The following is a 21,806-nucleotide window of genomic DNA, read 5'->3' as shown; positions in this document are numbered from 1 at the left end:
AGGTATAATTGAACAAGCTTTCCCCTTAGATCGTATGAGGGGATGGCTTGTTTTTGGTTTAAGAGAAATGTACGATTTTTTAAAACCGTATGGAGTTGTGGCGCTTTAGCCTTTATAATATGACGAGTATAAAGAATAAAGGAAAAGGTGTTAAATACATGAGCATATTAAACGTAGAAAAGCTGAGTCACGGGTTTGGAGACCGCGCGATTTTCACCGATGTATCCTTCCGCCTGCTTAAGGGCGAACATATCGGTCTGATCGGTGCCAACGGTGAAGGTAAATCCACCTTCATGAACATCATCACAGACAAGCTTCAACCGGACGAAGGTAAAGTTGAATGGGCAAAACGGGTGCGGACCGGATATCTGGACCAGCACGCGGTGCTTACCAAGGGACAATCGATCCGTGATGTATTGCGCGGAGCGTTCCAGTATCTGTTCGATATGGAACAAGAGATGAACGACATGTACGGCAAAATGGGTGAGGTGTCCCCGGAGGAGCTGGAGCAGCTGCTCGAGGATGTTGGAACCATTCAGGACACATTGACGAGCCAGGATTTCTATATGATCGACGCCAAAATCGACGAAACCGCCCGCGGACTTGGACTTACAGACATCGGCTTGGATAAGGACGTCCATGATCTCAGCGGGGGGCAGCGGACTAAGGTGCTGCTGGCTAAACTGCTGCTGGAGAAGCCGGACATTCTGCTGCTTGACGAGCCTACGAACTATCTTGACGAGCAGCACATCGTGTGGCTGAAACGGTATTTGCAGGAATACGAAAATGCCTTCATTCTGATCTCGCATGACATACCGTTCCTGAACAGTGTCATCAACCTGATTTACCATATGGAGAATCAGGCACTGACCCGTTATGTGGGGGATTATGACTATTTCCAGCAGGTGTACGAGGCGAAAAAATCGCAGCTTGAATCTGCATTCAAACGTCAGCAGCAGGAAATCGCAGATCTAAAGGACTTTGTTGCGCGGAACAAGGCCAGTGTGGCTACGCGGAATATGGCGATGTCCCGGCAGAAGAAGCTGGACAAGATGGAGGTTATCGAGCTCGCGAGGGAAAAACCGAAGCCGCAGTTCAACTTTAAGGACGCGCGCACTTCCGGCAAGCTGATTTTCGAAACGAATGAACTTGTGATCGGTTACGATTCTCCGCTGTCCAGACCGCTGAACCTGCGCATGGAGCGGGGACAAAAAATAGCGCTCGTCGGTGCGAACGGGATCGGGAAGACGACGCTGCTGCGCAGCATTCTCGGCCAGATTCCGGCGATCTCCGGTTCGGTCAAGCTCGGCGACCTGCTGGAAATCGGCTATTTCGAGCAGGAAATGAAGGATGCGAACTACAACACCTGTATTGAAGAAATTTGGACCGAGTTCCCGTCCTATACGCAGTTTGAAATTCGGGCGGCTCTTGCTAAATGCGGCCTGACGACCAAACATATCGAGAGTAAAATCACGGTCTTAAGCGGCGGCGAGAAAGCCAAGGTCCGTTTGTGCAAGCTGATCAACCGTGAGACAAATCTGCTCGTACTTGACGAACCAACCAACCATCTCGACGTAGATGCGAAGGACGAGCTACAGCGTGCGCTCAAGGCGTACAAGGGCAGCATTTTGCTGATCTCCCATGAGCCCGAGTTTTACCGCGATATCGTGACAGAAACATGGAACTGCGAATCGTGGACGACAAAAGTGTTTTAAACAGCCGGCAACAGAGCTGGTCTGAACGGTGACCCGTAAGATGGAAACTTTGAACATCAAGTGACCCTCTTACGGGTCATTTGTGTTTTTTACAGTATACAAATTGATACTATCTGCCGCATAGTGCTGCAGGAGCTTAATTGGCTTTTACTTATAACAACAATAATATATTTAAATTCACTAATTATTTATTGAAAAACGATAAATTATGTGCTAAAGTCATATTAAATTTAAACATAAGTGAGGGGCTTTTTATGAAACGAGGAACAACACTCTTTTTAAAGGCAGCAGTTATTCTGATTGGAATCCCGGTTCTGGCTTTGTGCATATTTCTGGTACCTGAGATCGCGAATTTTGCAGCAGAATTGTATCCGGAGATGACGTACATCCAATTTCTCGTTTATCTCGATTTATATGCATCGGCGATTCCTTTCTACATTGCTCTGTATCAAGCTTTTAAACTTCTGGGCTATATTGACAACAACAAAGCTTTCTCAGAATTATCAGTACGAGTATTAAAAAATATAAAATACTGTGCAATTACAATCAGCAGCGTGTATGTGGCAGGCATGCCACTCTTCTATCTCATAGCGGAGAAGGATGATGCCCCTGGAATCATAGTCATCGGATTGATTATTATCTTTGCCTCCATGGTGATTGCCGTTTTTGCTGCTGTTCTCCAAAGCCTTTTAACAGAGGCGATTGAACTAAAATCTGAAAATGATTTGACAGTCTGAGGTGAAAACTATGGCGATTATAATCAATATTGATGTGATGTTGGCTAAGCGGAAAATGAGCGTAACCGAACTTACGGAGAGGGTTGGAATCACGATGGCTAACCTGTCTATATTAAAAAATGGAAAGGCAAAAGCAATTCGATTTTCCACTTTAGAGGCGATTTGTAAGGCTTTAGAATGTCAGCCTGGCGATATCTTAGAATACAAAAGTGACGAAGATACTAATTGACCTGAAATGTCTAAAAATAGTTCAATGGAGCTTCTGCTGATGTTTTGGCGGGAGCTTTTTTGAAAGATAAGAATTTATAGGCTTCACGCTATAAATTATCCTTCTATTTCTCGCTGAAACGGATACCGTCCTTTTGAGGACGGCGAAGCCGTTTCCACTTGGTTGTCTTAAATTTGTGTAAACGGTTAGTGGAGAGGTTTTCTGTCAACTAGTTGCAGAGAAGTAGAGGAATAGAACGTCTAACCAAATGAAGAACGTTAAGATATAAATAAAGAGCGTTGCTCCAGGCAGCAGCTTCTAATGACTTGGGGCTGTGCGGAGTATGGAATAATTCGAACAAGAAGAGGAGAGACAATGAAGAACTTATTTAGGAGAAAAGGCTTAGCACTAGCAAGTGTAATCTTGCTTATCATAATCATTACTGCCGCTGTTGACAGGGGCGCGTTTGGAACGTTGTTTACGGAAGGGAAATATGATACTGAGGAGCATATGGTAGAGACCCTTATGGCCAAAACAGCGACTCCAGGAGTAGCCATAGTCTCATCCAAGCAGGGCAATACAGATTATAAAGTATACGGATACGCAGATGTTGACCTAGACAAGAAGGTCACTGAAGAATCATTGTTTGAATTGGGATCAACGACCAAGGCATTTACAGCTCTGGCTATTATTCTGTTGAAAGATGAGGGGAAACTGGCTTATTCGGATTCTGTCTCAGAGTATCTTCCCCGTTTTGTCCCAGCCTTTCAAGGAGAGAATGTGAATATTACAATTGATCAGCTGTTAGCTCATACAAGTGGGATTCCGTCTTGGAGTATAAAGTTAATTCCTGAAGGTACTACTGAGAATCTGCTTGACGAAACCATAAATAAGATTTCAGATATTTCATTGGATACATACCCGGGGACAGAATATCAGTATGCAACTGTAAATTATGATATTCTGGCGATGATTATTGAGGAAGTTACAGGTACAAGCTATCAGAATTATGTAACTCAGAATATACTGGTACCGCTAAAAATGACGGACAGTTATTTTTCAACAGGTCAGGAACAGAAACCGGATCAGCTTACCAGAGGATACCGGGTGTTTTTCGGCAAAAGCTTTCAATATGATGCCCCCAGATATTATGGGAATATTGCTGCTGGATATTTGGTGACGAATATAAAGGATTTGGAGCATTGGATGAATGCCCAATTAGGAATGGGTGATATCCCGGATGGTCTGAGGAGAGCTATTCAGCAATCTCATGAGGTGGACCTCCAAACCGCTGGATATGAAGAGGAGAACCAATACTATTCATACGGTTGGAGTAATGATCCAGAGGAACGGGTGATTAGTCACAGTGGAAGTAATCCTAATTATTCCTCACATTTTATTATTGATATTGAGAAATTTGAGGCCGTATTAGTATAAACTAATTTAAATTCAACTGCACCATCGCTGATTGCACATAACCTGCATGAGAATATGAATGGTAATCCTATGAATAAATTTACATACGATGACAGTTACATATTGCTTGATTTGATCTTTTCGTTCCTGGCCTTACTAACAGCCATTAGTTTAACTCTTAAGGTGATTAAGCTAGCTGGAGGAAGCAAGCAAAATAAACAGGTTGAAAAGACAAGGAACAAGAGACTTATAGTAATTATTGTTATTATCCTAAGAGCGATGTTGCTGGTATTGGTTATGTTCTGGCCTTATCTGTTAAACAATAATTACTACATGATTAGCGTGTGGATGTCGTATTCACTATTCCTATGGATGGGGCTTGTTTCACTTAGCTGCATGTTATCGATTATATTGAATTTGAAAAAGCTAGGAGTCCTTAGGAGCAATTTGCCCTAGCTAAGCCTGAACCGGTCACCCATTTGCTATCAAGTAGCATTACCGGTTCTGCTTTCCTGGTTTTGTGCTCCACGATAATGTGAAGTATCACCCAGCAAATCGATGTGTGGTATTCCGTCTATTACTTGTACTTTACATAATGCAGTGGAGAAAATATCCGGCATTTCCCCGATTTCCCGTAGTGATTTATTGAGAAAATGAGCCATAATGACTTTCAAGGTCATTCGGTGTGTAACAATGAGCAGCTTCTGTCCCGGGTTATCGTTAAGGATGCACTTAACAGCGGGAATCACTCTTTGTTCTAGCTGTTCATACGTTTCTCCTAAGCCTATAGGAACATATAGATCAGGACTGGTGAAAAATTGAGCATATTGCAAGGGATAATCTTGCTCTATTTGCTCGGTTTTCATTCCTTCCCATATCCCCATATTGATTTCTATCAGCTCATCCAACTGTTGAATAGGCAGCGTTCGATTTCCCCTCAGAATTTGCGCAGTGTGGAATGCTCTTAGACTGCTACTTGAATAGATCGCGTCTAAGTTCTCTCCCTCTAAACGTTCCTTCAACCATTCAGCTTGCTGCTTTCCCAGGGTAGTAAGAGCTGAATTCTGATGCCCTTGCATTCTTTTCTGCAAATTCCATTCTGTCTGCCCATGGCGGGTTAAATATAATACGGTTTCTGTCATGTTCGAAGCCTCCCTTATTTATAGATGTAAGTATAAAATAAGAGAATATAAATAAACATTATATAATAATTAATATTCATAATGTATATTTATAGTTGCGAATTCCTGTTTGCACAAATACAGCGTTCCATTCATATCGTTAGGAAGGTATTCAGATGAACTTTCATGTATTGAGATTGTTTTATTACGTGGCGATAACAGGTAGTGTAACCAAGGCTTCGGAGCGATTGCATATCAGCCAGCCCGCGATATCCGCACAGATTCGTAAGTTTGAACGGGAGAATAATATTACATTATTAGAAGTGAGAGGAAAGAGGATGGCGCTCACACCACTTGGACACAGGCTGATCCAGCCACTTGAGAAACTGTTTGCCATGGGTGAACAAATAGAGCAAATGATTGAAGATTATCACAAATTTCCGATGGGGAATATCCGTATCGCAGGCAATTACCTTGCTACAAGCCTGCTGATTCCTAGATGGGCATCCTTATTTAAACAACGGTTTCACGACCTTGGAATTCAGATTTCAACCGCCAATTCTTACGAAACTATGGGGAAACTAATTAACTTTGAAGCGGACGTGGCTATTTACAGTGATATGGAGTTCCCTACACATAATACGGGAAACTTTGAGTATCGCGAATTGTACAAGGATGAGTACGTGTTTGTGGTTTCTTCCGAGCACCCTTTTGCCAAGCAGCAGATCTGCCTTGAGGACGTGGTATCTGAGGCGTTTATTATGAGAGAGGAGGGTAGTGCGGCCAGAGAGAGACTGCTTCGGCTGTGTGAAGACAGAAAAGTAGCGCAACCCAAGATCGAACTGCAATTTAATGGTGTGAACGAGACGGTTCTGGCCGTGATAGCCGGTTATGGAATTACCTTTGTTTCTTCCTTGTTGGCACAGCCTTATCTTGATCAGGGGACGTTAGCCAAGGTTGAAACAGGAGACGCTGTGACCAAGCATTCCATATGGATGGCCAGCAGACCCAAGGCACAGCAGGAAAGTTATGTTCAGTCGTTCGTTGCACTGGTCATGGAACAATTAGAGAAGTAGTTGCTTGAACAGAGATAAAAAAACTCAAGAAGTTACCGAATTCTTTAGATCTATTTGATCTAAGCGTAATAAGAGAAGACCGTTCCTGATAAGGAGCGGTCTATTTGTAGTGGTGTCTATGGGAAATGGAAATTTAACTCTTGAATGCGGGTTGGTTCACTAATTGCACCAGCTCAAGCAGCAATGCTTCTTCCGAGTGAATGATTTCAAGCATTTTCTTATGAATTTTGCCGCGTTGTGCCGGTTTGTTACCCGAACACATCACCTTTATCATAAATTGATTCACCATATTCCACGTCTCCCCGGCAATCCGGTAGCCCTCGGCAATGCGGGTAAGCTCAGACACTTCTTGATCAGCGGAAATGGCACTCAAGAAGAGGCTGTACCTTATCCGGGTGATCGGAAGGGTATTGGCAGCCAGCAAGAAATAGGCACTATATTCCCCGGGGTTCTCTGCGATTATTCCTGTCTCGAGGTAGGCATCAGCATAGGCTCTTAGATGCTCCGCAACCTGGAGCGGCTGGATTTCATGCTCTTGATTCAGCAGCGTATGCTCAAGGGCAAGGCGCCATTGCCCAAGGGGGCGTGATGGTTCGCACAGGCTGAACTCTGCGAAGAAATGGCAGGCGGACTCCCATTCATCCAAATCCACCGCTTCCAGGGGGCGGCCGTAGTAGCCATCCGTTAAATAAATCTTCCGGCTTGAACGATCGACGCCTACAGCCAGACAAGCGTGTGAAGTATGCAGCTTACGGTAGGCCAGACACCAGGGGCAGCTATAGGAATCGAATCCTACCAGAACAGGCATGCCGCCAGCGAGCCGCTTCTCTAGCATATCAAGCAGAAAAGACTTGTCCATCGCCGGCTCTTCCCGGTTCACATATGTAAAATTTATCCCATGATAAGCCGCCAGATACTCCTTACTGATTCGCGGAGTAGATACCCGGTCGATGATGGACTGTTCTGAAGACTGTTGTTGCTTGAAGGAGAACTGCCAGGCATTGCCGTACATGTACTTGCTGTCTTTACCCTGCCATTCAGCCACTGATTGGATACAGTCATCGATACAGCTGCGAAGCGTAGGGTAGGGAGTGCTTTTAACGGGCAGGATGTTCAGCATAACTTATCATCTCCTTGCCAGTTGAGAAATGGCTGTGCCCCCAATTGCGGTAATTCCCCGGTGTCATCCCGCTGTATTCGCGGAACAAACGGTAGAAGTATTTCATATCTCCAATCCCGACCTCAAGCGCAATCTTCTGAATGCCAAAGTCTGTGAACATCAGCATTGCACAGCTGTATTTCATACGAATTTCCTGAAACAGCTGGATATAGGATTTGCCGGTCTTCAGCTTGAACAGTCTTTGAAATTGGCGCGAGCTCATGGAAATATAGCGGCTGATCTCCTTCAATGAAATTCTCTGTTTGAAATTACTGACCATATATAAAATTACATCATGCAGCGGATCATCTGCCTGCTGTAAACGGTCTGAGAAAGGAACTCCCGCACAAGGCTCGACAATCCTTAGAAGTTCAAACAATAAGGGGTACAGCCTCAATGGATCTGCCGACGGGCTGTTGTTATGTAAGTCCTGCATGTGGCGGAACAAGGCCTCCAGTTCCATTCCCTGCTCGTGGTAACCGAACCAGGACTTCTGTTCTTCCAGCAACCGCAACCGGCGTTGCTGTTCTTCATCGAATGGCCCCGTGAAGAGCGCCGGCAAAGCGGCAGGAAGCTTGAACACCTCAAGACTCAGCATACAGTTCAGGATCCGCAGCGGCTGTGTTCCACTCAGATCCCGGGGCTGGAACACATGGGATACCCCAGGCGGGATGACAAACAGATCGCCCTTTGCAACCTGTATTTTGTCCCCGTCGATAAGCTGAATGCCCTCTCCCTCAAGCACATATGCGATCTCCATGAAATCATGCTGGTGGAGAACAGATGTGAGTGATTCTTCGGTCAGCAACACTTGAACCGGTGAATTTGTGTCAAATAGATATTCCCCAGCAACTACCGGAAAAACCTCCATAGACGAACCTCCGTTTCAGCTAGAAATAGAAGAATAAGTAAGATTAGTAGTCTGGAATCCATCTAGTATAACTGAATATTTTGGCGCATTCAACCATATATTAACAGTATTAAATTTGGTATATTCTTTTCATTCCATCCAAGTAATCACACAGAAAGGAGTATACACATGCAGCAAAAAGTTATTGAAATCATAGCGGAAATTAAGGAGGATCCGGCGTTGTTGCAAACGCTTGACGGCAGCTCCGATTTGACGATTGACGCTGCTCTGGATTCGCTCCAGATTATTAATTTTATTCTTAGGATCGAAGATGAGTTCAATGTCGAAGTTGATTTCGATACCTTTGATCTGGAGCATTTGAAATCGGTAGACCGTTTCACGGGTTATGTTGCCGGACTTACCGGACAATGAAGACTACGGTGCATTGCGGCAGCTTTGAGTCGGAACGGTACTGGCGGGAGAAAGACCTCGCCGCGCTGCCTTCCATTCCCGACCTGAGCGGGATGTCTATTGTGCAGGCTATGGATGAAATGCTGTTTGTATTCTGCGGCAGCGGCGATGTGCTGCTGACCCGTTACGGCATGGACAAAGCGCAGGCCGATTATTTGCATTCCCTCGGTTATGCATTCACTACAAATGTGTATCCGATGACATTGCAAGAGGAAGGTGCTGCTCAGGAGAGTCTGAATATATTTGAGCTGCTGGACAGACTGGACCCGGAAGGCCCATTAGCCAGGATGATACCCGGGGGAGCGTCTCTTTCCCCCTTTGCCGTGCTTCCCGGAACACAGAATGCCCTAAGGCGCTACCGCCTTCAGCCCGAACTGCCGGACGAGCAGACGGTACGCAGCGTGAACACCAAATCCTACTCGATAGCGATGCGGGACCGCCTGTCGTTGCCGAACGTAGGGTTAGCGGTTGACAGCGTCCAGGAATTACTGCATACCGGACTGCAACTGCTGGAGAAGGGCCCATTCCTGATCAAAGATGAGTATGGTGTTTCCGGCAAAGGAAACCAGCTGGTAGATTCCGAGCGGACCCTGCGCAGAATTGCCGGGTATCTGGAATCCGGCAGGAATAAGGAGAAGCGAATCCGCTTTGTGCTGGAGCGGCTGCTCGACCGTGAAATGGACTTCTCCTGTCAATTTCATATTGATCAAGCAGGTGCAATCTCCATTGTGTCTGTGCAGCAACTGGTCAACAATGGGTTTGCCTTCGGAGAATCACAGTCTCCCGGCAAACCGCTGCTGGATAGGCTGGAGCAGGAGAATTATTGTGAAATCATGCACAGTATAGGGAGAAAACTCTACGAGGATGGCTATTATGGCGACGTCTGTGTGGATTCGATGCTGCTGCGCGACGGCTCAATTGCGCCTCTGGTCGAGATTAATGCACGAAAATCGATGAGTCTGATCAAGCACAGCGTAGACCGGTATCTGAACCGGGAAGACATCTATACGGTTCTGGTTCAAGTTCCGCTGGTTTCTATGGGGCAAACCTCTTATGAAGTGCTGCTGCGGAATTTGGAGCAAGCGAATATTCTGTTCGGCGCGGGAAACGGGGAAGGCGTAATTCCTTTAACTTCAGGTACGCTTCATCCGCCGGGCAAGGAGCACTCCGCAGGCACCAAAGGCAAGCTGTATGCGGCGCTCGCTTACCGCGATACTGCGCATAAGAAGGAGCTGTCGGTCAAGCTGGACGAGGCGCTGCAAAGCAGCGGATATACTATTTTGCGGAAATGAAGGGAAGCAGCCAATGAAGGATACAGTGACGATACTATGTTCTGGCTTTGGGCTGGGCTTTTATGTTCCTGGCCTGCTGATTGAACGGGCGCTGAAGGTTTTGGGAATCAAGGCGGAGGTGGAGGTCTTCGAAACCTTAATGTTTGAGGATAAGAAGAAGACGACAGATAACAGCCGCAAAGCTTACAGGGAGAATTTTGCCGTGGCGCTGACTTCGCAAAAAATACCGGGGGATATCCGCAGCAGCCTTGACCCCACTGTGGTCAAAGCGTTATTTGAACGCTGGCGCGGGGAAGGAAGGCAGCATTTCATTACACTCTCCGGACACTGGGTTCATGTACTGGACATGTACCGGGAAACGGCGGCTTATGAAGTCTTGGCCGATTTGCTCTATATCGATGCGGACCTCTCTCCTTCCTGGAAGAACCTCCGCAAACTGAACCCCGGGTATGCGCAGGGCTACCATGAAGTGAACATGTATGACCTTGTGAATCGGAAGGTGCTGTGCAGAATGGACACGGGTATCGAGCCGCTGCCCATGCCAGCAAGGAATGGCAGATTGGTTGTTCATGGCGGAGGTTGGGGAATCGGAACATTCCGCGAGAAATTTTCTGAGCTGGAGGCAGCGGGCTACCTGCTTGATATAGCTGCTTACAGCAATGAGGAGATTGGCGAAGAAATCCACGGAAGACACTACTATATGAATGACCCGCAGTGGAGGACATGGCTCCGTGACAGCAGCGGACACTACTGCTTTCCTCCCTTTGCCAAGGTGAGCGGCAGCGGGGAGAACCGGTTCCCTCCTTGTCATAATTATCCAGAAGGCATGTATGGTGTTATCCGCCAGGCCTCCGCAGTCATCAGTAAGCCGGGTGGTGGTGCCTTGGTCGATTCACTGTCTTCCGGGACTCCGCTCGTGCTGCTGGACCCGTTCGGTCCCCATGAGCAAATTAACAGTGATCTCTGGGTCGAGCTTGGCTTCGGTATCCATTATGAAGAGTGGAAGCAGGCTGGCTTTGACCGTGAACTGCTGCGGGGGTTATCGGAGAACATCCTAACATCCAGAGAACAGTATCCTGATTATGCCAAAAGCTATGCAGAACGTCTGTATGCAGCAGAAGGGAGAAGCTAATGCAACCAAGCAGCAAAGTCGCGCTGGACGCCAAGTCCTTTGAAGCGCTGAAACGCACCATCAAAAATGTCGTCGTTCCGCATAGAGAGCGGAAGCTTGATCCCGGCTTCAAGACAGTGATGCCGGAAATTATGTCGCTCAAGCTGACCAACCGTTGTAATCTTCGTTGCAAGCATTGTTATCAGTGGAATGAATCCGGCTATCACCATGATATGGACAAGACCGAACAGAATCTCGATATGAGGCTGGATATGATCCGCGAACTGCTGGAGGAGACCGATGAAGCACAGTCCAGACTGTACTTGTGGGGCGGAGAGCCGTTGTTTCACCGCGATACACAGCAAATTCTGGAGCTCCTCCAGGCGCACCCCAGAGATACGACGATTTGCACCAATGCCCTTCTTCTCTCTAAATATGAAGAGGAGCTGTGTGCGATCTCGGACAATCTGGAACTGCTGATCCCGATTGAGGGCTTCGAGGAAGAACATGATCTGCTGCGGGGAAAAGGCTCTTTTCAAAAAGTGGTCGAGGCTGTGGACCGGCTGCTTGCCTTGCGGGAGCAAGGGAAGTTCAGAGGCAGAATATCAGTGCATAATGTGATCAATGACAATATGATCGGCAAGCTGTACGAAATGGTGGAATTCTTCGAGCAAAAGGGTGTCGATCTGGTGCTGCTGTGCTTCCCCTGGTATATATCCACAGAGACCAGTCTGGAAATGGACCGGTTCTATGACGAACACTTCCAGTGGCTTGCCGAGCTGAGCCCGGACCACCGCAGCAGCTGGCATGCCTTCAAGTATCATATCAAACCTGACAATGTGGTCAGGCTGACGGAAGACCTGAAACGGATCAATGCCCACACCTGGAAAAATACCCGCATCCGTTACCAGCCGGGACTGGACTTCGATGAGATCGAGGATTTCGTGGCCGGCAAGCCGATGGCGTCCCGCAGCAGCTCGAAATGTCTGGCGCTTAGCACCCGGGTCGATATTGCCCCGAATGGCGATGTAAGCGCCTGCAAGTTCTTTTCCGAGTTGTCTATTAGCAATGTAAACGAACAATCCCTAACGGATATTTGGAACTCCGAGCGTTATGACCGGCTGCGGAGGACTCTGGACGAAGGGTTGTCCCCGGCCTGCTCTAAGTGCAATGTGCTGTACCTGAATACCTATTCGGCACTGACACATGTATGAGGACTGAAGGCGGGGCACACTCTTACAGGCTTGGCATTCTCGGTGCTTCGAATATCGTCAGGCCTGCCCTGCTGGAACCGGCTCGTTATGTTGATGATATTACCGTATCCGCTATTGCCAACCGCACCCCGGAAAAGGCAATGGAACTGGCTCACGCATACAACATCCCCCAAGTTGCAGGCAGTCTTGAGGCGTTGCTGGAAATGAAGGAGCTGGATGCGGTATATATCGCTCTCAGCAATGACCTGCATGCAGAGTGGGCCCTCAAGGCACTGGCGGCTGGCAAGCATGTGCTGGTCGAGAAGCCAATTGCCTTGACTCCCGCAGAGGCGGAACAATTGGGGACGGCTGCGGCACAGCCTGCAGCCCCGAAGCTAGTCGAAGGTCTGATGGTGGCCCATCATCCTTGGCAGCAGGCGCTCAAATCCATCATTGATTCCGGTCAATACGGCCAGCTGCGCAGTCTGAAGACCCGTATAACCATTCCTGCCAAGGACCAACATTCCGGGAATTACCGCAGCATCAAGTCAAAAGGCGGCGGTGCCTTCGCTGACCTGGGCTGTTACTGGCTACAGTTCGTGGCGAACATAGAGGGGCTTCAACATGTGCAAATCTCCGGGCAGTCGCAATTTGACGGTCCGGACGGCTGCGACTGGACCTTTCAGGCTGCGCTTAAGTATGACAGCGGGCTGGATACGGAATGTCTGATCTCCTTTGAGCTGCCTTACCGCGCCTCGCATACCCTTTATTTTGATCAGACGGTGCTGACGGTACCCGATTTTTTACGGCCGCTCAAAGGATTCTATCCTATGAAAATACGCCATGATCTGCCGGATGACCGCAGTACAGTTCAAAATTTTGAGCCAATGAATTATTACGTGAACCAGCTTCGAGCTTTCGCTGAAATAATGGATGGGACCCGTGAAGCTGGACTGGAACGTTCCTTGGAACGGGTAACTCTTCAAGCGCGAATGATGGCTGTGGCCCAACAGGCCTGGAGCTATAGGTAAATAAGAAAACAGTCTGCATCCGGTGGCCAGAGTTGCTGGTCTAGGGATCAGACTGTTTTTGTTGTGCGGATTAACGGTCTGACAAGGGAGGAGGCTGGTCTATCCAGTTGCGCTCATTGTTCTTTACATAGATCCCCAGTGCTTGGTCTGAGGAAAGCCCGGGGTTGTGGAAAGAGAGCATCATCGCTGCAAAGCGTGTGCTTTTATTGACGTTCGGATGGAGTAGAAGCTCTGTAGCCCGCTGTTTGAAATCCTCCGGTTTGTGCGGCGCGGTCTCGACCGTATCCAGCAAGGCCTTGTGGCTGGGGAAGAGCATACGGTTATAAGCCAGGATCATCCGTCCGCTGTAAAATACCAGATTGCTTACTGTATGCGCCATTAGATAGGCATCGTTATTTTTGGCGGCTTCCTTAGCGAAATAAAAAGCATGCAGGTGAATCTGTGCGCTGAAGTCCCGCAAATTGCACTCACGGTTCTCTTCGGGATAAATGGGGATTCGAGCTACAATACGCTCCAGTTCAGGTATTCTTGAGAAAAGCACTTGCGAACCGGTAAATGCATACCGTGTCGCCTCGTTACCGCGCTCAGCGGCCAGCTCCAGAAAGCGGAGATTAGTCACCTTCACATCTACGTACCCGCCTTCATATGTGCTGGCCTCCCGGTCCACATAAGACAGGTTGTTATTTTTTGCATGTACCTCGTAGGATTCATCTGTGACTACCAGATGGACATCCACATCGGAAGTTTCCTTCGCCCGGTCCCGGGCAACCGATCCAGAGGTGATGACCGCCAGACATGAAGGGGCAACCTTCAGCTTGTTCACGAAATTCTCCATTGTCTGTCTATGGTGTTCCAACATCAGGTTCATCCTCTCTATATTGTTTTTGTTCTATTAAGAGCGTAACGATTACCATGCTTAGCGGCTATGGTCAATGAAGACATCTATTCTTTCGCAGCGTTTAATAAAATCGCTTGCCTTGGAGTTAACTCCAAGGAGTAAGCTACATTTGAAGGAAACAAAATCTATGTGGAAATGGGGAACAATCAAATGGAATATATGAAACTCGGAAATACTGGTTTGGATGTCTCTCGGCTATGTCTGGGTTGTATGAGCTTTGGTGAAGCAGAACGATGGGTCCATCCATGGGTCCTTGATGAAGAGCGGAGTCGTCCCATTATTAAACAAGCTCTGGAGAATGGGATCAATTTTTTTGATACAGCGAATGTATATTCAGACGGAACAAGCGAGGAAATCGTTGGGCGGGCTTTAAAGGATTATGCCAATCGAGATGAAATTGTCCTGGCGACGAAAGTTTATTTCCGGATGCATCAAGGTCCAAACGGTGCCGGACTGTCCCGAAAGGCGATCATGAGTGAAATAGATAAGAGTCTTAAGAGACTGGGAACAGATTATGTGGATCTGTACCAGATTCACCGCTGGGATTTCAATACTCCCATTGAAGAAACGATGGAAGCCTTGCATGATGTTGTTAAGGCCGGGAAGGCAAGATATATCGGTGCTTCTGCCATGTATGCTTGGCAGTTTCTAAAGGCATTACATGTAGCTGAGAACAACGGGTGGACTAAGTTTGTATCCATGCAGAATCATTTCAACCTCGTATACCGTGAAGAGGAGAGAGAGATGCTGCCGCTTTGTAAGGAAGAAAAAATCGCTGTGATTCCATATAGCCCACTTGCTTCAGGGAGATTGACCCGTGATTGGTCGGAAACCACACATCGCTCCGAAACCGACCAAGTCCAGAAATCTAAATATGATGCGACTGCAAATACGGACCGATTGATTGTAGAGAAAGTTGCAGCAATCGCAGAGCAACGTGGTGTACCCCGTGCTCAAATTGCCCTTGCCTGGGTGTTGCAGAAAGAACCAGTAACAGCCCCGATTATCGGTGCCACGAAAATGTCTCACCTTGAAGATGCCGTAGCCGCTCTTTCCATTACGTTAACAGCTGAAGAAATTGCGTCGCTGGAAGAGCCATATGTTCCTCATCCGGTAGTGGGTCCTATTTCTATGTAATGATAAAATTGCAAGCTATGAACAGACAAAGACACTAACCTGCGTTAGTGTCTTTTAGTTTCTTTTACTGATCAGGTCTTCGGGGAACTATCGCAGAAATATAGGGTTCTGGAATTGGCAGGGGCTGTTCCAATGGCTGAGAAGGAAGTGAAGTCCCGGATTAATGGGCAAATCCATATTTTACATACCAAATATATCCTAAAATACAAAATTATGATGATATTGTTCTTGTTTTGTTTTAAAATAGAGTGGAGTCTAGCATTTGAAGGGAGGGGATAGATCAATATAGAAAGCGCTTACTTTTAAAAAAATTAATGGGAGGAAGGGAATTATGATGAAAAGGCTTGGAATCATATTCATATTGCTATCTGTGGTTCTATCCGTTATTCCGGCAGCAGCTTCCGCAAACACCCAGACTAAGATTTATGAAGCAGAGGATGGTATATTAAGTGGAACTACTGTCGACACGGCAGTTTCCGGCTTTTCCGGCACAGGGTATGTTACAGGGTTTGACACCGCTGGCGATTCTGTAACCGTTACGACAATGGTGGAAACGACGGGGCTATATCAAATCTATATCAGGTACAATGCGATTTACGGCTATAAACAGGCTAATCTGTCTATAAACGGAGTGCCCGCCGGAGTGGCTGATTTTGCGGAAACGACTGAATTTACTGAAATTCCAGTGACAAAAGCGTTATTAAATGCAGGAGAGAATACAATTCGAATTGAAAATCACTGGGGCTGGTATCTAATTGATTATGTCAAAGTAGAACCTGCAGCTGCTCCTGCCCCTCACCAAGTGACGGACGCTTTAGTCAATCCGGCTGCAACACCGGAAGCTAAAGCATTGATGGGCTATCTTGTTGATAATTATGGCAAAGCCATTCTTTCAGGACAGCAGGAATATGACAATGTGAGCTGGTTGCAAGCCAATACCGGAAAGAAACCGGCAGTTGTCGGATTTGATCTGATGGATTATTCACCATCACGAGTCGAGCGGGGGACTACCTCTAACGAGATTGATCAAGCCATCCAATGGGACGGCCAAAATGGGATTGTGACTTTTGCTTGGCATTGGAACGCACCCAAAGACCTCATTGATCAGCCAGGAAAAGAATGGTGGAGAGGTTTCTACACAGACTCAACCACATTCGACCTAAGTTATGCTCTTGAACATAAAGCTTCTGAAGATTATCAGCTGTTATTAAGAGATATTGATGCCATAGCTGTCCAATTAAAAAGATTGCAGGATGCGGATGTTCCAGTATTGTTCCGTCCATTGCATGAAGCCGAAGGCGGATGGTTCTGGTGGGGAGCAAAAGGTCCGGGGCCAGCTAAAGAATTATACCGTATTGTGTATGATCGTTTAACGAATATGCACCACTTGAATAACCTCATTTGGGTATGGAACTCCGTTGCCGAAGAGTGGTATCCGGGGGATGACGTTGTAGATATTGTAAGTTACGATTCCTATCCAAGCAAAGGGGATTACAGTCCACAGATCGGAAAATTCGATCAACTTGTAGCACTGGGTAATGATCATAAACTTGTAGCGTTAAGTGAAAACGGTTCCATTCCAGATCCTGAGCTATTACAACTATATAATGCCGATTGGAGTTGGTTCTGTACTTGGGAAGGAGAGCACTTAAAAGACGGAATAACAAATTCATTGGCTCATCTGAATAAGCTATATAATCACGAATACGTGGTGACATTGGATGAATTACCGGATTGGAAGAATAATCCGACGAATCCCGATAAAGCACCGGAGGCACCTAGCAATGTAGCGGTAAAGGCAGGCGATAATCAAGCCACAATTAGCTGGAAAGCATCCAGTGGTGCGGCTGGTTATACGGTACAACGTGCAGCAGTTAGCGGCGGGCCTTATGAGACTGTGGCAACAAATGTAACGGGTACAAGCTTCACAGACAACAATGTTACGAATGGTACTGCATATTTTTATGTGGTGAATGCGGTAAACAGCGTAGGAACCAGCGTTAACTCTACTGAAGTTAGCGTAATTCCACAGGCTCCGGCTACAGGCTCACTCAAGGTTCAATACAAAGTAAATAACAGTAGTGCAACAGACAATTCGATCAGTGCTTCATTCAATATTGTAAGTACAGGAACAGCTGCAGTAGATTTGAATGCTCTCAAAATACGTTATTATTTCACGAAAGAAGGAAGCGCAGCAATGAACTTCTGGACGGATTGGGCGCAGATTGGAAGCAGCAATGTAACCGGAACTTTCACACCTTTAAGTGAGGCGAAAACGGGTGCTGACACTTACCTGGAGTTGTCCTTTAGCGCAAATGCAGGCTCCATCGCAGCAGGAGGACAGAGTGGTGACATTCAATTCCGTGCTGCGAAAAGCGACTGGTCAAACTTTAATGAAGTGGACGACTACTCGTTTGGCGGAGCTCAAAACGCCTTCATCGATTGGGAGAAAGTTACACTATACCAAAACGATACTTTAGTATGGGGGATTGAGCCTTAAAATAGTAAAAGGGCTGTTCCATAACGTCCCTTCAAATATACAACAAACCCAGTGCCGGTGCGGTACTGGGTTGTTTGATAGGAATTCTGTTCCTCTTATACAATAAAAGCTTTTATTCACCCATAATACCCACTTGACTAGGGGGAATAATAGGTTTATAGTATGAAAAAAGCTTGAAAAACAAAGACGTGTTTTGAAATAATCATCTATTTAATCTATTAATTTAATAATTGTATACAATTATACAAATAAATTTAAAGCCATTCTCAAATTATCGATGAGGAGCAATATAGGTATGGTGATACGATCACGAAGGTTGTCTAAGGATAATACCTACTATGCATTAAAACAAAAAATTATTGATAGTGAGTTAGAGCCGAATCAAGCGGTAAATGAAGAAAATTTGGCGGCGTTGCTCGGGGTCAGCCGGACTCCTTTAAGAGAGGCCATTCAGAGATTGGAGAATGAGGATTTTCTCGTTCGTCAGCCAAATGGCAGGTTGCGGGTAGCCTCCGTAACTATCAAAGAGGTGGAAGAGGTTTTTCTGATTCGCAGCATGCTTGAAGGCTATATTGCTAGAAGTGCAGCTAAGCATGCTACAGATAAAGATATTCTACATTTAACAACGATGATGGAGCGAATCAAACATTCCTTCCAGCTAGGTGATAAACAGGATTTTGTATCCTATGGTTTTGAGTTCCATGATTATTTATCTGAAATCAGTGAACTTAGAACGTTTGAGAAAGTTCTGAATCAATTAAGAGATCATTCGCTTCGCTACTGTCGCTATGTCTCCATGCATGGAGATTGGAACACACAGGCGGATGAAGAACATAATTATATCCTGCAAATGATCGCTGACAAAAATGAAGATGGTGCAGAAAAAGCAATGCGGGATCATATTCTAAGCAGCTTATCTACTGCGCTTGCGCGAATCAAAGGGATGGAAGAAAACGAGATAGACCATATCGGCCCATAACGAAAGGGGATTACTTCACCTATGAAGCCACTGCATAAGATTGATCAAGCTTTAGCTAGTCAATTAATAGAGGTTCGAAGAAACCTGCATCGAGAACCAGAGCTGGCATATGAAGAGTTCAGAACAACAGAGAAACTGCAGGAATGGCTGACAACTGCCAATATACATATTTTAGACCTCCCTTTAGAGACGGGACTTATCGCAGAGATTGGACAAGGTGACGGGCCTGTTGTGGCCATTCGCTGTGATATTGATGCACTCCCGATAGAAGAACAAACGGAATTACCTTTTGCCTCAGAGATTCCAGGAAAAATGCATGCATGTGGCCATGACTTTCACACCGCTACCATCTTAGGCGCTGCCTTGTTGCTGAAAGAGCGTGAAAGTGAATTGCCGGGAAGAGTTAGAGTCTTGTTCCAGCCGGCAGAAGAAACAGGACACGGGGCGGAAAGTGTCTTAGCATCAGGAGGCCTCAAGGATGTAGCTGCTATATTCGGTTTACATAACTCACCAGACTTGCCAACAGGATCTTTTGGAACGAGGTCGGGAGCTTTAACGGCAGGTGTTGACCGGTTTGAAATCACTGTAAAAGGCGTTGGCGCTCATGCTGCTACTCCGGAAAAAGGTGTGGATTCGATTGTGACCGCTGCGCAAATTGTTACAATGCTGCAAACCGTCGTAAGCCGCCAAAATAATACTTTAGAGCCGGTTGTGTTAAGTGTTACCAGAATTAACGGGGGCTTCACATGGAATGTATTGCCGGAAAAAGTTGAATTAGAAGGTACGGTACGTACTTACAATGAAGAGATCCGCCGCCAGATTCCTATACAAATGACCCGAATTATCGAAGGGATTGCTGCAGGAGCCGGGGCTGAGGCGCAATTGCACTGGTATCCTGGCCCGCCAGCAACTATTAATCATGGGGACTGGGCTGACTTCACCAAAGAGGTCGCCATAGGAGCCGGATATGATGTGCATGATATCCCGCCGCAAATGGGGGGAGAAGATTTCTCATATTATTTACAGCAGATACCGGGTGCATTTGTAAATATCGGAACAGGCCCGGCCTATGCTTTGCATCACCCCCGTTTCGATGTGGATGAGGCAGCTATACTGCCTGCCGCTAAATATTTTGCTTCATTGTCAGAGCAAGCACTTCAGAAGCTGCTAGAGAGGGCTTAATCCTAAATCTTAAATCTACAATATGATTGAGGGGAATGAACATGATTGAATTAAAGAATGTGTACAAAACATTCACTCGCAAGGATATTACGATTGATGCTCTGCAAGGGATCAATTTAAAGGTTGAAAAAGGCGATATATTCGGGGTTATCGGCTATAGTGGTGCGGGAAAAAGCACATTAATCCGTTTAGTCAATTATTTGGAAAGACCCACAAAAGGCCAGGTTCTAGTAGCCGGGCGTGATTTAGGAACCTACAACGACAAAGAGCTGAGGGCGGCCAAGAAAAATATCGGCATGATTTTTCAACATTTTAACCTGTTAGAATCTAAAAAAGTATTTGATAATGTCGCGATTCCTCTCGTTCTGCTGAAAAAGAATAAAGATGAAATCCGCAAGCGGGTACAGGAGCTGCTTGAGTTTGTCGGATTAAGTGACAAGGCTGGAAGCTACCCGAGTGAATTATCAGGTGGACAGAAGCAGCGGGTCGGGATTGCCAGAGCGCTTGCCTCGAATCCGTCTATCCTGCTGTGTGACGAAGCGACTTCTGCCTTAGATCCACAGACAACACGATCTATTTTACAGCTTTTGAAAAAAATCAATGCGGAATACAACATTACGGTGATGATCATTACGCATGAAATGTCTGTCATTCAAGAGATTTGCAACAAGGTGGCTGTGATGGAAGAGGGGCGGATCATCGAGCAAGGAAGCGTGCTGGATGTATTTGGTCAACCCAAACATGAGACCACGCAAAATTTTGTGAAAACCGTTATTCAAAACAGCATGACGTCCAGCGTTCAAAAATCAATAAAAGCAGAACATGGAAGTCTGCTCTATAAACTTAATTTTGTTGGTGAAAATGCATCTGAGCCCGTTCTGTATGAGATGATTCGTTCTTCCGAGATAAAGGTCAATATTTTATTTGCGAATATGACGGAGATTCAAGAAACGACACTCGGAACAGTGATCATTCAATTAAATGGAGAGCAATCAGAGATTAACAATGCTTTAGCTTTCCTGAAAAGAAGCGGAGTCGGTGTAGAGGAGGTAGAATCTTATGTTTTCGACCACAGTAACAAGTGAACAATTTATGCAGGCCATAATAGAAACGATTCAAATGGTAGGGTTCTCCTTGTTTCTTGGTTCCCTGCTCGGGATTCCAATCGGGATATTGCTAGTAATCACTCGTCCAGGCGGTGTATTGGAGAACAAAGCCCTTTACGCCATCATAAATCCGATGATCAACATCATTCGCTCTCTACCCTTTATTATTTTGTTGGTTGCGATTGTTCCGTTTACACGGGCCATTGTGCATACTTCGATTGGGACAAGCGCAGCGATCGTACCTCTAATTATCTATATCGCACCTTATATAGGACGTTTGGTAGAGAACTCGCTGCTTGAAGTGAACCCGGGAATTCTGGAAGCCGCAGAGGCGATGGGAGCTACTCCCTTTCAAGTTATCTGGTACTTTCTGTTGCCGGAAGCGGTCGGATCCTTAATCCTGTCATTGACAACAGCAACGATCGGATTGATAGGTGCAACTGCAATGGCCGGAACAGTAGGCGGCGGCGGAGTCGGCAACTTGGCTATAGTCTATGGATACCAGCGTTTTGACACCGTAGTTGTGGTTGCCACCGTTCTTATTCTCATCATTTTGGTGCAAGGCATTCAATCTTTAGGTAACAAGCTGGCAAGAAAAATTCGCCGCTATTAGTTATTACAGAG

20 protein-coding genes are annotated in these 21,806 nt (G+C 46.3%); 16 read left to right on the top strand and 4 right to left on the bottom strand.

Features of this window, described 5'->3' with window-relative positions:
- The first annotated feature begins 158 nt into the window (after positions 1–158).
- From NST99_RS21135 to NST99_RS21120, 4 genes are all read left to right on the top strand, one after another.
- The gene (locus tag NST99_RS21135) at positions 159–1,715 is read left to right on the top strand and encodes an ABC-F family ATP-binding cassette domain-containing protein (protein WP_341094181.1); all 1,557 of its coding nucleotides are present in this window, start codon (positions 159–161) and stop codon (positions 1,713–1,715) included.
- A 254-nt stretch (positions 1,716–1,969) separates the two neighbouring features.
- Positions 1,970–2,452, top strand: coding sequence for a DUF2975 domain-containing protein (locus NST99_RS21130; protein WP_341094180.1), 483 nt, complete (start codon positions 1,970–1,972; stop codon positions 2,450–2,452).
- A gap of 10 nt (positions 2,453–2,462) precedes the next feature.
- Positions 2,463–2,681: a helix-turn-helix domain-containing protein gene (locus tag NST99_RS21125; protein WP_038593853.1), complete on the top strand. Its 219-nt coding sequence runs from the start codon at positions 2,463–2,465 to the stop codon at positions 2,679–2,681.
- A 354-nt stretch (positions 2,682–3,035) separates the two neighbouring features.
- Positions 3,036–4,097, top strand: a complete 1,062-nt coding sequence (locus tag NST99_RS21120; protein ID WP_341094179.1) for a serine hydrolase domain-containing protein — start codon at positions 3,036–3,038, stop codon at positions 4,095–4,097.
- 464 nt (positions 4,098–4,561) lie between these two features.
- Here NST99_RS21120 and NST99_RS21115 read toward each other — a convergent pair whose 3' ends face one another.
- On the bottom strand, positions 4,562–5,218 hold the full coding sequence (locus tag NST99_RS21115) for a histidine phosphatase family protein (protein WP_341094178.1): 657 nt from the start codon (positions 5,216–5,218) through the stop codon (positions 4,562–4,564).
- Positions 5,219–5,373: 155 nt separating this feature from the next.
- Here NST99_RS21115 and NST99_RS21110 point away from each other — a divergent pair, with 155 nt between their 5' ends.
- On the top strand, positions 5,374–6,273 hold the full coding sequence (locus NST99_RS21110) for a LysR family transcriptional regulator (RefSeq protein ID WP_341094177.1): 900 nt from the start codon (positions 5,374–5,376) through the stop codon (positions 6,271–6,273).
- Between the two features lie 133 nt (positions 6,274–6,406).
- Here the strand turns inward: NST99_RS21110 and NST99_RS21105 are convergent, their stop codons facing one another.
- A complete protein-coding gene (locus NST99_RS21105) occupies positions 6,407–7,393 on the bottom strand; it encodes a hypothetical protein (protein WP_341094176.1) in 987 nt (328 codons plus the stop codon).
- Positions 7,371–8,303 carry a helix-turn-helix domain-containing protein gene (locus NST99_RS21100; protein WP_341094175.1) on the bottom strand — a complete coding sequence of 311 codons (933 nt, stop codon included), beginning with the start codon at positions 8,301–8,303 and terminating at the stop codon, positions 7,371–7,373. The genes NST99_RS21105 and NST99_RS21100 overlap by 23 nt, the downstream gene beginning before the upstream one ends.
- 168 nt (positions 8,304–8,471) lie before the next feature.
- Here NST99_RS21100 and NST99_RS21095 point away from each other — a divergent pair, with 168 nt between their 5' ends.
- The 5 genes from NST99_RS21095 to NST99_RS21075 are packed head-to-tail and all read left to right on the top strand — an operon-like array spanning position 8,472 to position 13,380.
- Positions 8,472–8,714, top strand: a complete 243-nt coding sequence (locus tag NST99_RS21095) for an acyl carrier protein (RefSeq protein ID WP_341094174.1) — start codon at positions 8,472–8,474, stop codon at positions 8,712–8,714.
- Positions 8,711–10,045 carry a hypothetical protein gene (locus NST99_RS21090; protein ID WP_341094173.1) on the top strand — a complete coding sequence of 445 codons (1,335 nt, stop codon included), beginning with the start codon at positions 8,711–8,713 and terminating at the stop codon, positions 10,043–10,045. Before NST99_RS21095 ends, NST99_RS21090 begins: the two co-directional genes overlap by 4 nt.
- Before the next feature lie 13 nt (positions 10,046–10,058).
- Positions 10,059–11,177, top strand: coding sequence for a UDP-glucuronosyltransferase (locus NST99_RS21085; RefSeq protein ID WP_341094172.1), 1,119 nt, complete (start codon positions 10,059–10,061; stop codon positions 11,175–11,177).
- A complete protein-coding gene (locus NST99_RS21080) occupies positions 11,177–12,370 on the top strand; it encodes a radical SAM/SPASM domain-containing protein (protein ID WP_341094171.1) in 1,194 nt (397 codons plus the stop codon). Before NST99_RS21085 ends, NST99_RS21080 begins: the two co-directional genes overlap by 1 nt.
- Entirely contained in the window at positions 12,367–13,380 is a 1,014-nt protein-coding gene (locus NST99_RS21075) for a Gfo/Idh/MocA family protein (protein WP_341094170.1), read from the top strand. The genes NST99_RS21080 and NST99_RS21075 overlap by 4 nt, the downstream gene beginning before the upstream one ends.
- Positions 13,381–13,450: 70 nt before the next feature.
- On the opposite strand, the gene NST99_RS21070 is transcribed toward NST99_RS21075, so the two are convergent.
- Positions 13,451–14,239, bottom strand: a complete 789-nt coding sequence (locus tag NST99_RS21070) for a nucleotidyltransferase domain-containing protein (RefSeq protein ID WP_341094168.1) — start codon at positions 14,237–14,239, stop codon at positions 13,451–13,453.
- Positions 14,240–14,428: 189 nt separating this feature from the next.
- On the opposite strand from NST99_RS21070, the gene NST99_RS21065 reads away from it, so the two are divergent.
- The 6 genes from NST99_RS21065 to NST99_RS21040 all read left to right on the top strand — a co-directional run bounded on the left by NST99_RS21065 (position 14,429) and on the right by NST99_RS21040 (position 21,795).
- Positions 14,429–15,415 carry an aldo/keto reductase gene (locus tag NST99_RS21065; RefSeq protein ID WP_341094166.1) on the top strand — a complete coding sequence of 329 codons (987 nt, stop codon included), beginning with the start codon at positions 14,429–14,431 and terminating at the stop codon, positions 15,413–15,415.
- 331 nt (positions 15,416–15,746) lie between these two features.
- Complete coding sequence (locus NST99_RS21060) at positions 15,747–17,915, top strand: glycosyl hydrolase (protein ID WP_341094165.1); 2,169 nt, start codon at positions 15,747–15,749, stop codon at positions 17,913–17,915.
- A gap of 295 nt (positions 17,916–18,210) precedes the next feature.
- Positions 18,211–18,894, top strand: coding sequence for a GntR family transcriptional regulator (locus NST99_RS21055; RefSeq protein WP_076114509.1), 684 nt, complete (start codon positions 18,211–18,213; stop codon positions 18,892–18,894).
- A gap of 30 nt (positions 18,895–18,924) precedes the next feature.
- Complete coding sequence (locus tag NST99_RS21050; protein ID WP_445745039.1) at positions 18,925–20,076, top strand: amidohydrolase; 1,152 nt, start codon at positions 18,925–18,927, stop codon at positions 20,074–20,076.
- A gap of 41 nt (positions 20,077–20,117) precedes the next feature.
- Complete coding sequence (locus NST99_RS21045; RefSeq protein ID WP_341094162.1) at positions 20,118–21,161, top strand: methionine ABC transporter ATP-binding protein; 1,044 nt, start codon at positions 20,118–20,120, stop codon at positions 21,159–21,161.
- Complete coding sequence (locus NST99_RS21040; protein WP_038593806.1) at positions 21,136–21,795, top strand: methionine ABC transporter permease; 660 nt, start codon at positions 21,136–21,138, stop codon at positions 21,793–21,795. Before NST99_RS21045 ends, NST99_RS21040 begins: the two co-directional genes overlap by 26 nt.
- Positions 21,796–21,806: the final 11 nt, after the last annotated feature.

Source organism: Paenibacillus sp. FSL L8-0470 (assembly GCF_038008625.1).
In the GTDB taxonomy this organism is placed as follows: domain Bacteria; phylum Bacillota; class Bacilli; order Paenibacillales; family Paenibacillaceae; genus Paenibacillus_AQ.
This window is presented reverse-complemented; position numbering and strand designations above follow the sequence as displayed.

Bases quoted from the DNA above. Each gene is read 5' to 3' on its own strand.
- NST99_RS21135 (WP_341094181.1), top strand. From the start codon at position 159: ATGAGCATATTAAACGTAGAAAAGCTGAGTCACGGGTTTGGAGACCGC.
- NST99_RS21130 (WP_341094180.1), top strand. From the start codon at position 1,970: ATGAAACGAGGAACAACACTCTTTTTAAAGGCAGCAGTTATTCTGATT.
- NST99_RS21125 (WP_038593853.1), top strand. From the start codon at position 2,463: ATGGCGATTATAATCAATATTGATGTGATGTTGGCTAAGCGGAAAATG.
- NST99_RS21120 (WP_341094179.1), top strand. From the start codon at position 3,036: ATGAAGAACTTATTTAGGAGAAAAGGCTTAGCACTAGCAAGTGTAATC.
- NST99_RS21115 (WP_341094178.1), bottom strand. From the start codon at position 5,218: ATGACAGAAACCGTATTATATTTAACCCGCCATGGGCAGACAGAATGG.
- NST99_RS21110 (WP_341094177.1), top strand. From the start codon at position 5,374: ATGAACTTTCATGTATTGAGATTGTTTTATTACGTGGCGATAACAGGT.
- NST99_RS21105 (WP_341094176.1), bottom strand. From the start codon at position 7,393: ATGCTGAACATCCTGCCCGTTAAAAGCACTCCCTACCCTACGCTTCGC.
- NST99_RS21100 (WP_341094175.1), bottom strand. From the start codon at position 8,303: ATGGAGGTTTTTCCGGTAGTTGCTGGGGAATATCTATTTGACACAAAT.
- NST99_RS21095 (WP_341094174.1), top strand. From the start codon at position 8,472: ATGCAGCAAAAAGTTATTGAAATCATAGCGGAAATTAAGGAGGATCCG.
- NST99_RS21090 (WP_341094173.1), top strand. From the start codon at position 8,711: ATGAAGACTACGGTGCATTGCGGCAGCTTTGAGTCGGAACGGTACTGG.
- NST99_RS21085 (WP_341094172.1), top strand. From the start codon at position 10,059: ATGAAGGATACAGTGACGATACTATGTTCTGGCTTTGGGCTGGGCTTT.
- NST99_RS21080 (WP_341094171.1), top strand. From the start codon at position 11,177: ATGCAACCAAGCAGCAAAGTCGCGCTGGACGCCAAGTCCTTTGAAGCG.
- NST99_RS21075 (WP_341094170.1), top strand. From the start codon at position 12,367: ATGAGGACTGAAGGCGGGGCACACTCTTACAGGCTTGGCATTCTCGGT.
- NST99_RS21070 (WP_341094168.1), bottom strand. From the start codon at position 14,239: ATGTTGGAACACCATAGACAGACAATGGAGAATTTCGTGAACAAGCTG.
- NST99_RS21065 (WP_341094166.1), top strand. From the start codon at position 14,429: ATGGAATATATGAAACTCGGAAATACTGGTTTGGATGTCTCTCGGCTA.
- NST99_RS21060 (WP_341094165.1), top strand. From the start codon at position 15,747: ATGATGAAAAGGCTTGGAATCATATTCATATTGCTATCTGTGGTTCTA.
- NST99_RS21055 (WP_076114509.1), top strand. From the start codon at position 18,211: ATGGTGATACGATCACGAAGGTTGTCTAAGGATAATACCTACTATGCA.
- NST99_RS21045 (WP_341094162.1), top strand. From the start codon at position 20,118: ATGATTGAATTAAAGAATGTGTACAAAACATTCACTCGCAAGGATATT.
- NST99_RS21040 (WP_038593806.1), top strand. From the start codon at position 21,136: ATGTTTTCGACCACAGTAACAAGTGAACAATTTATGCAGGCCATAATA.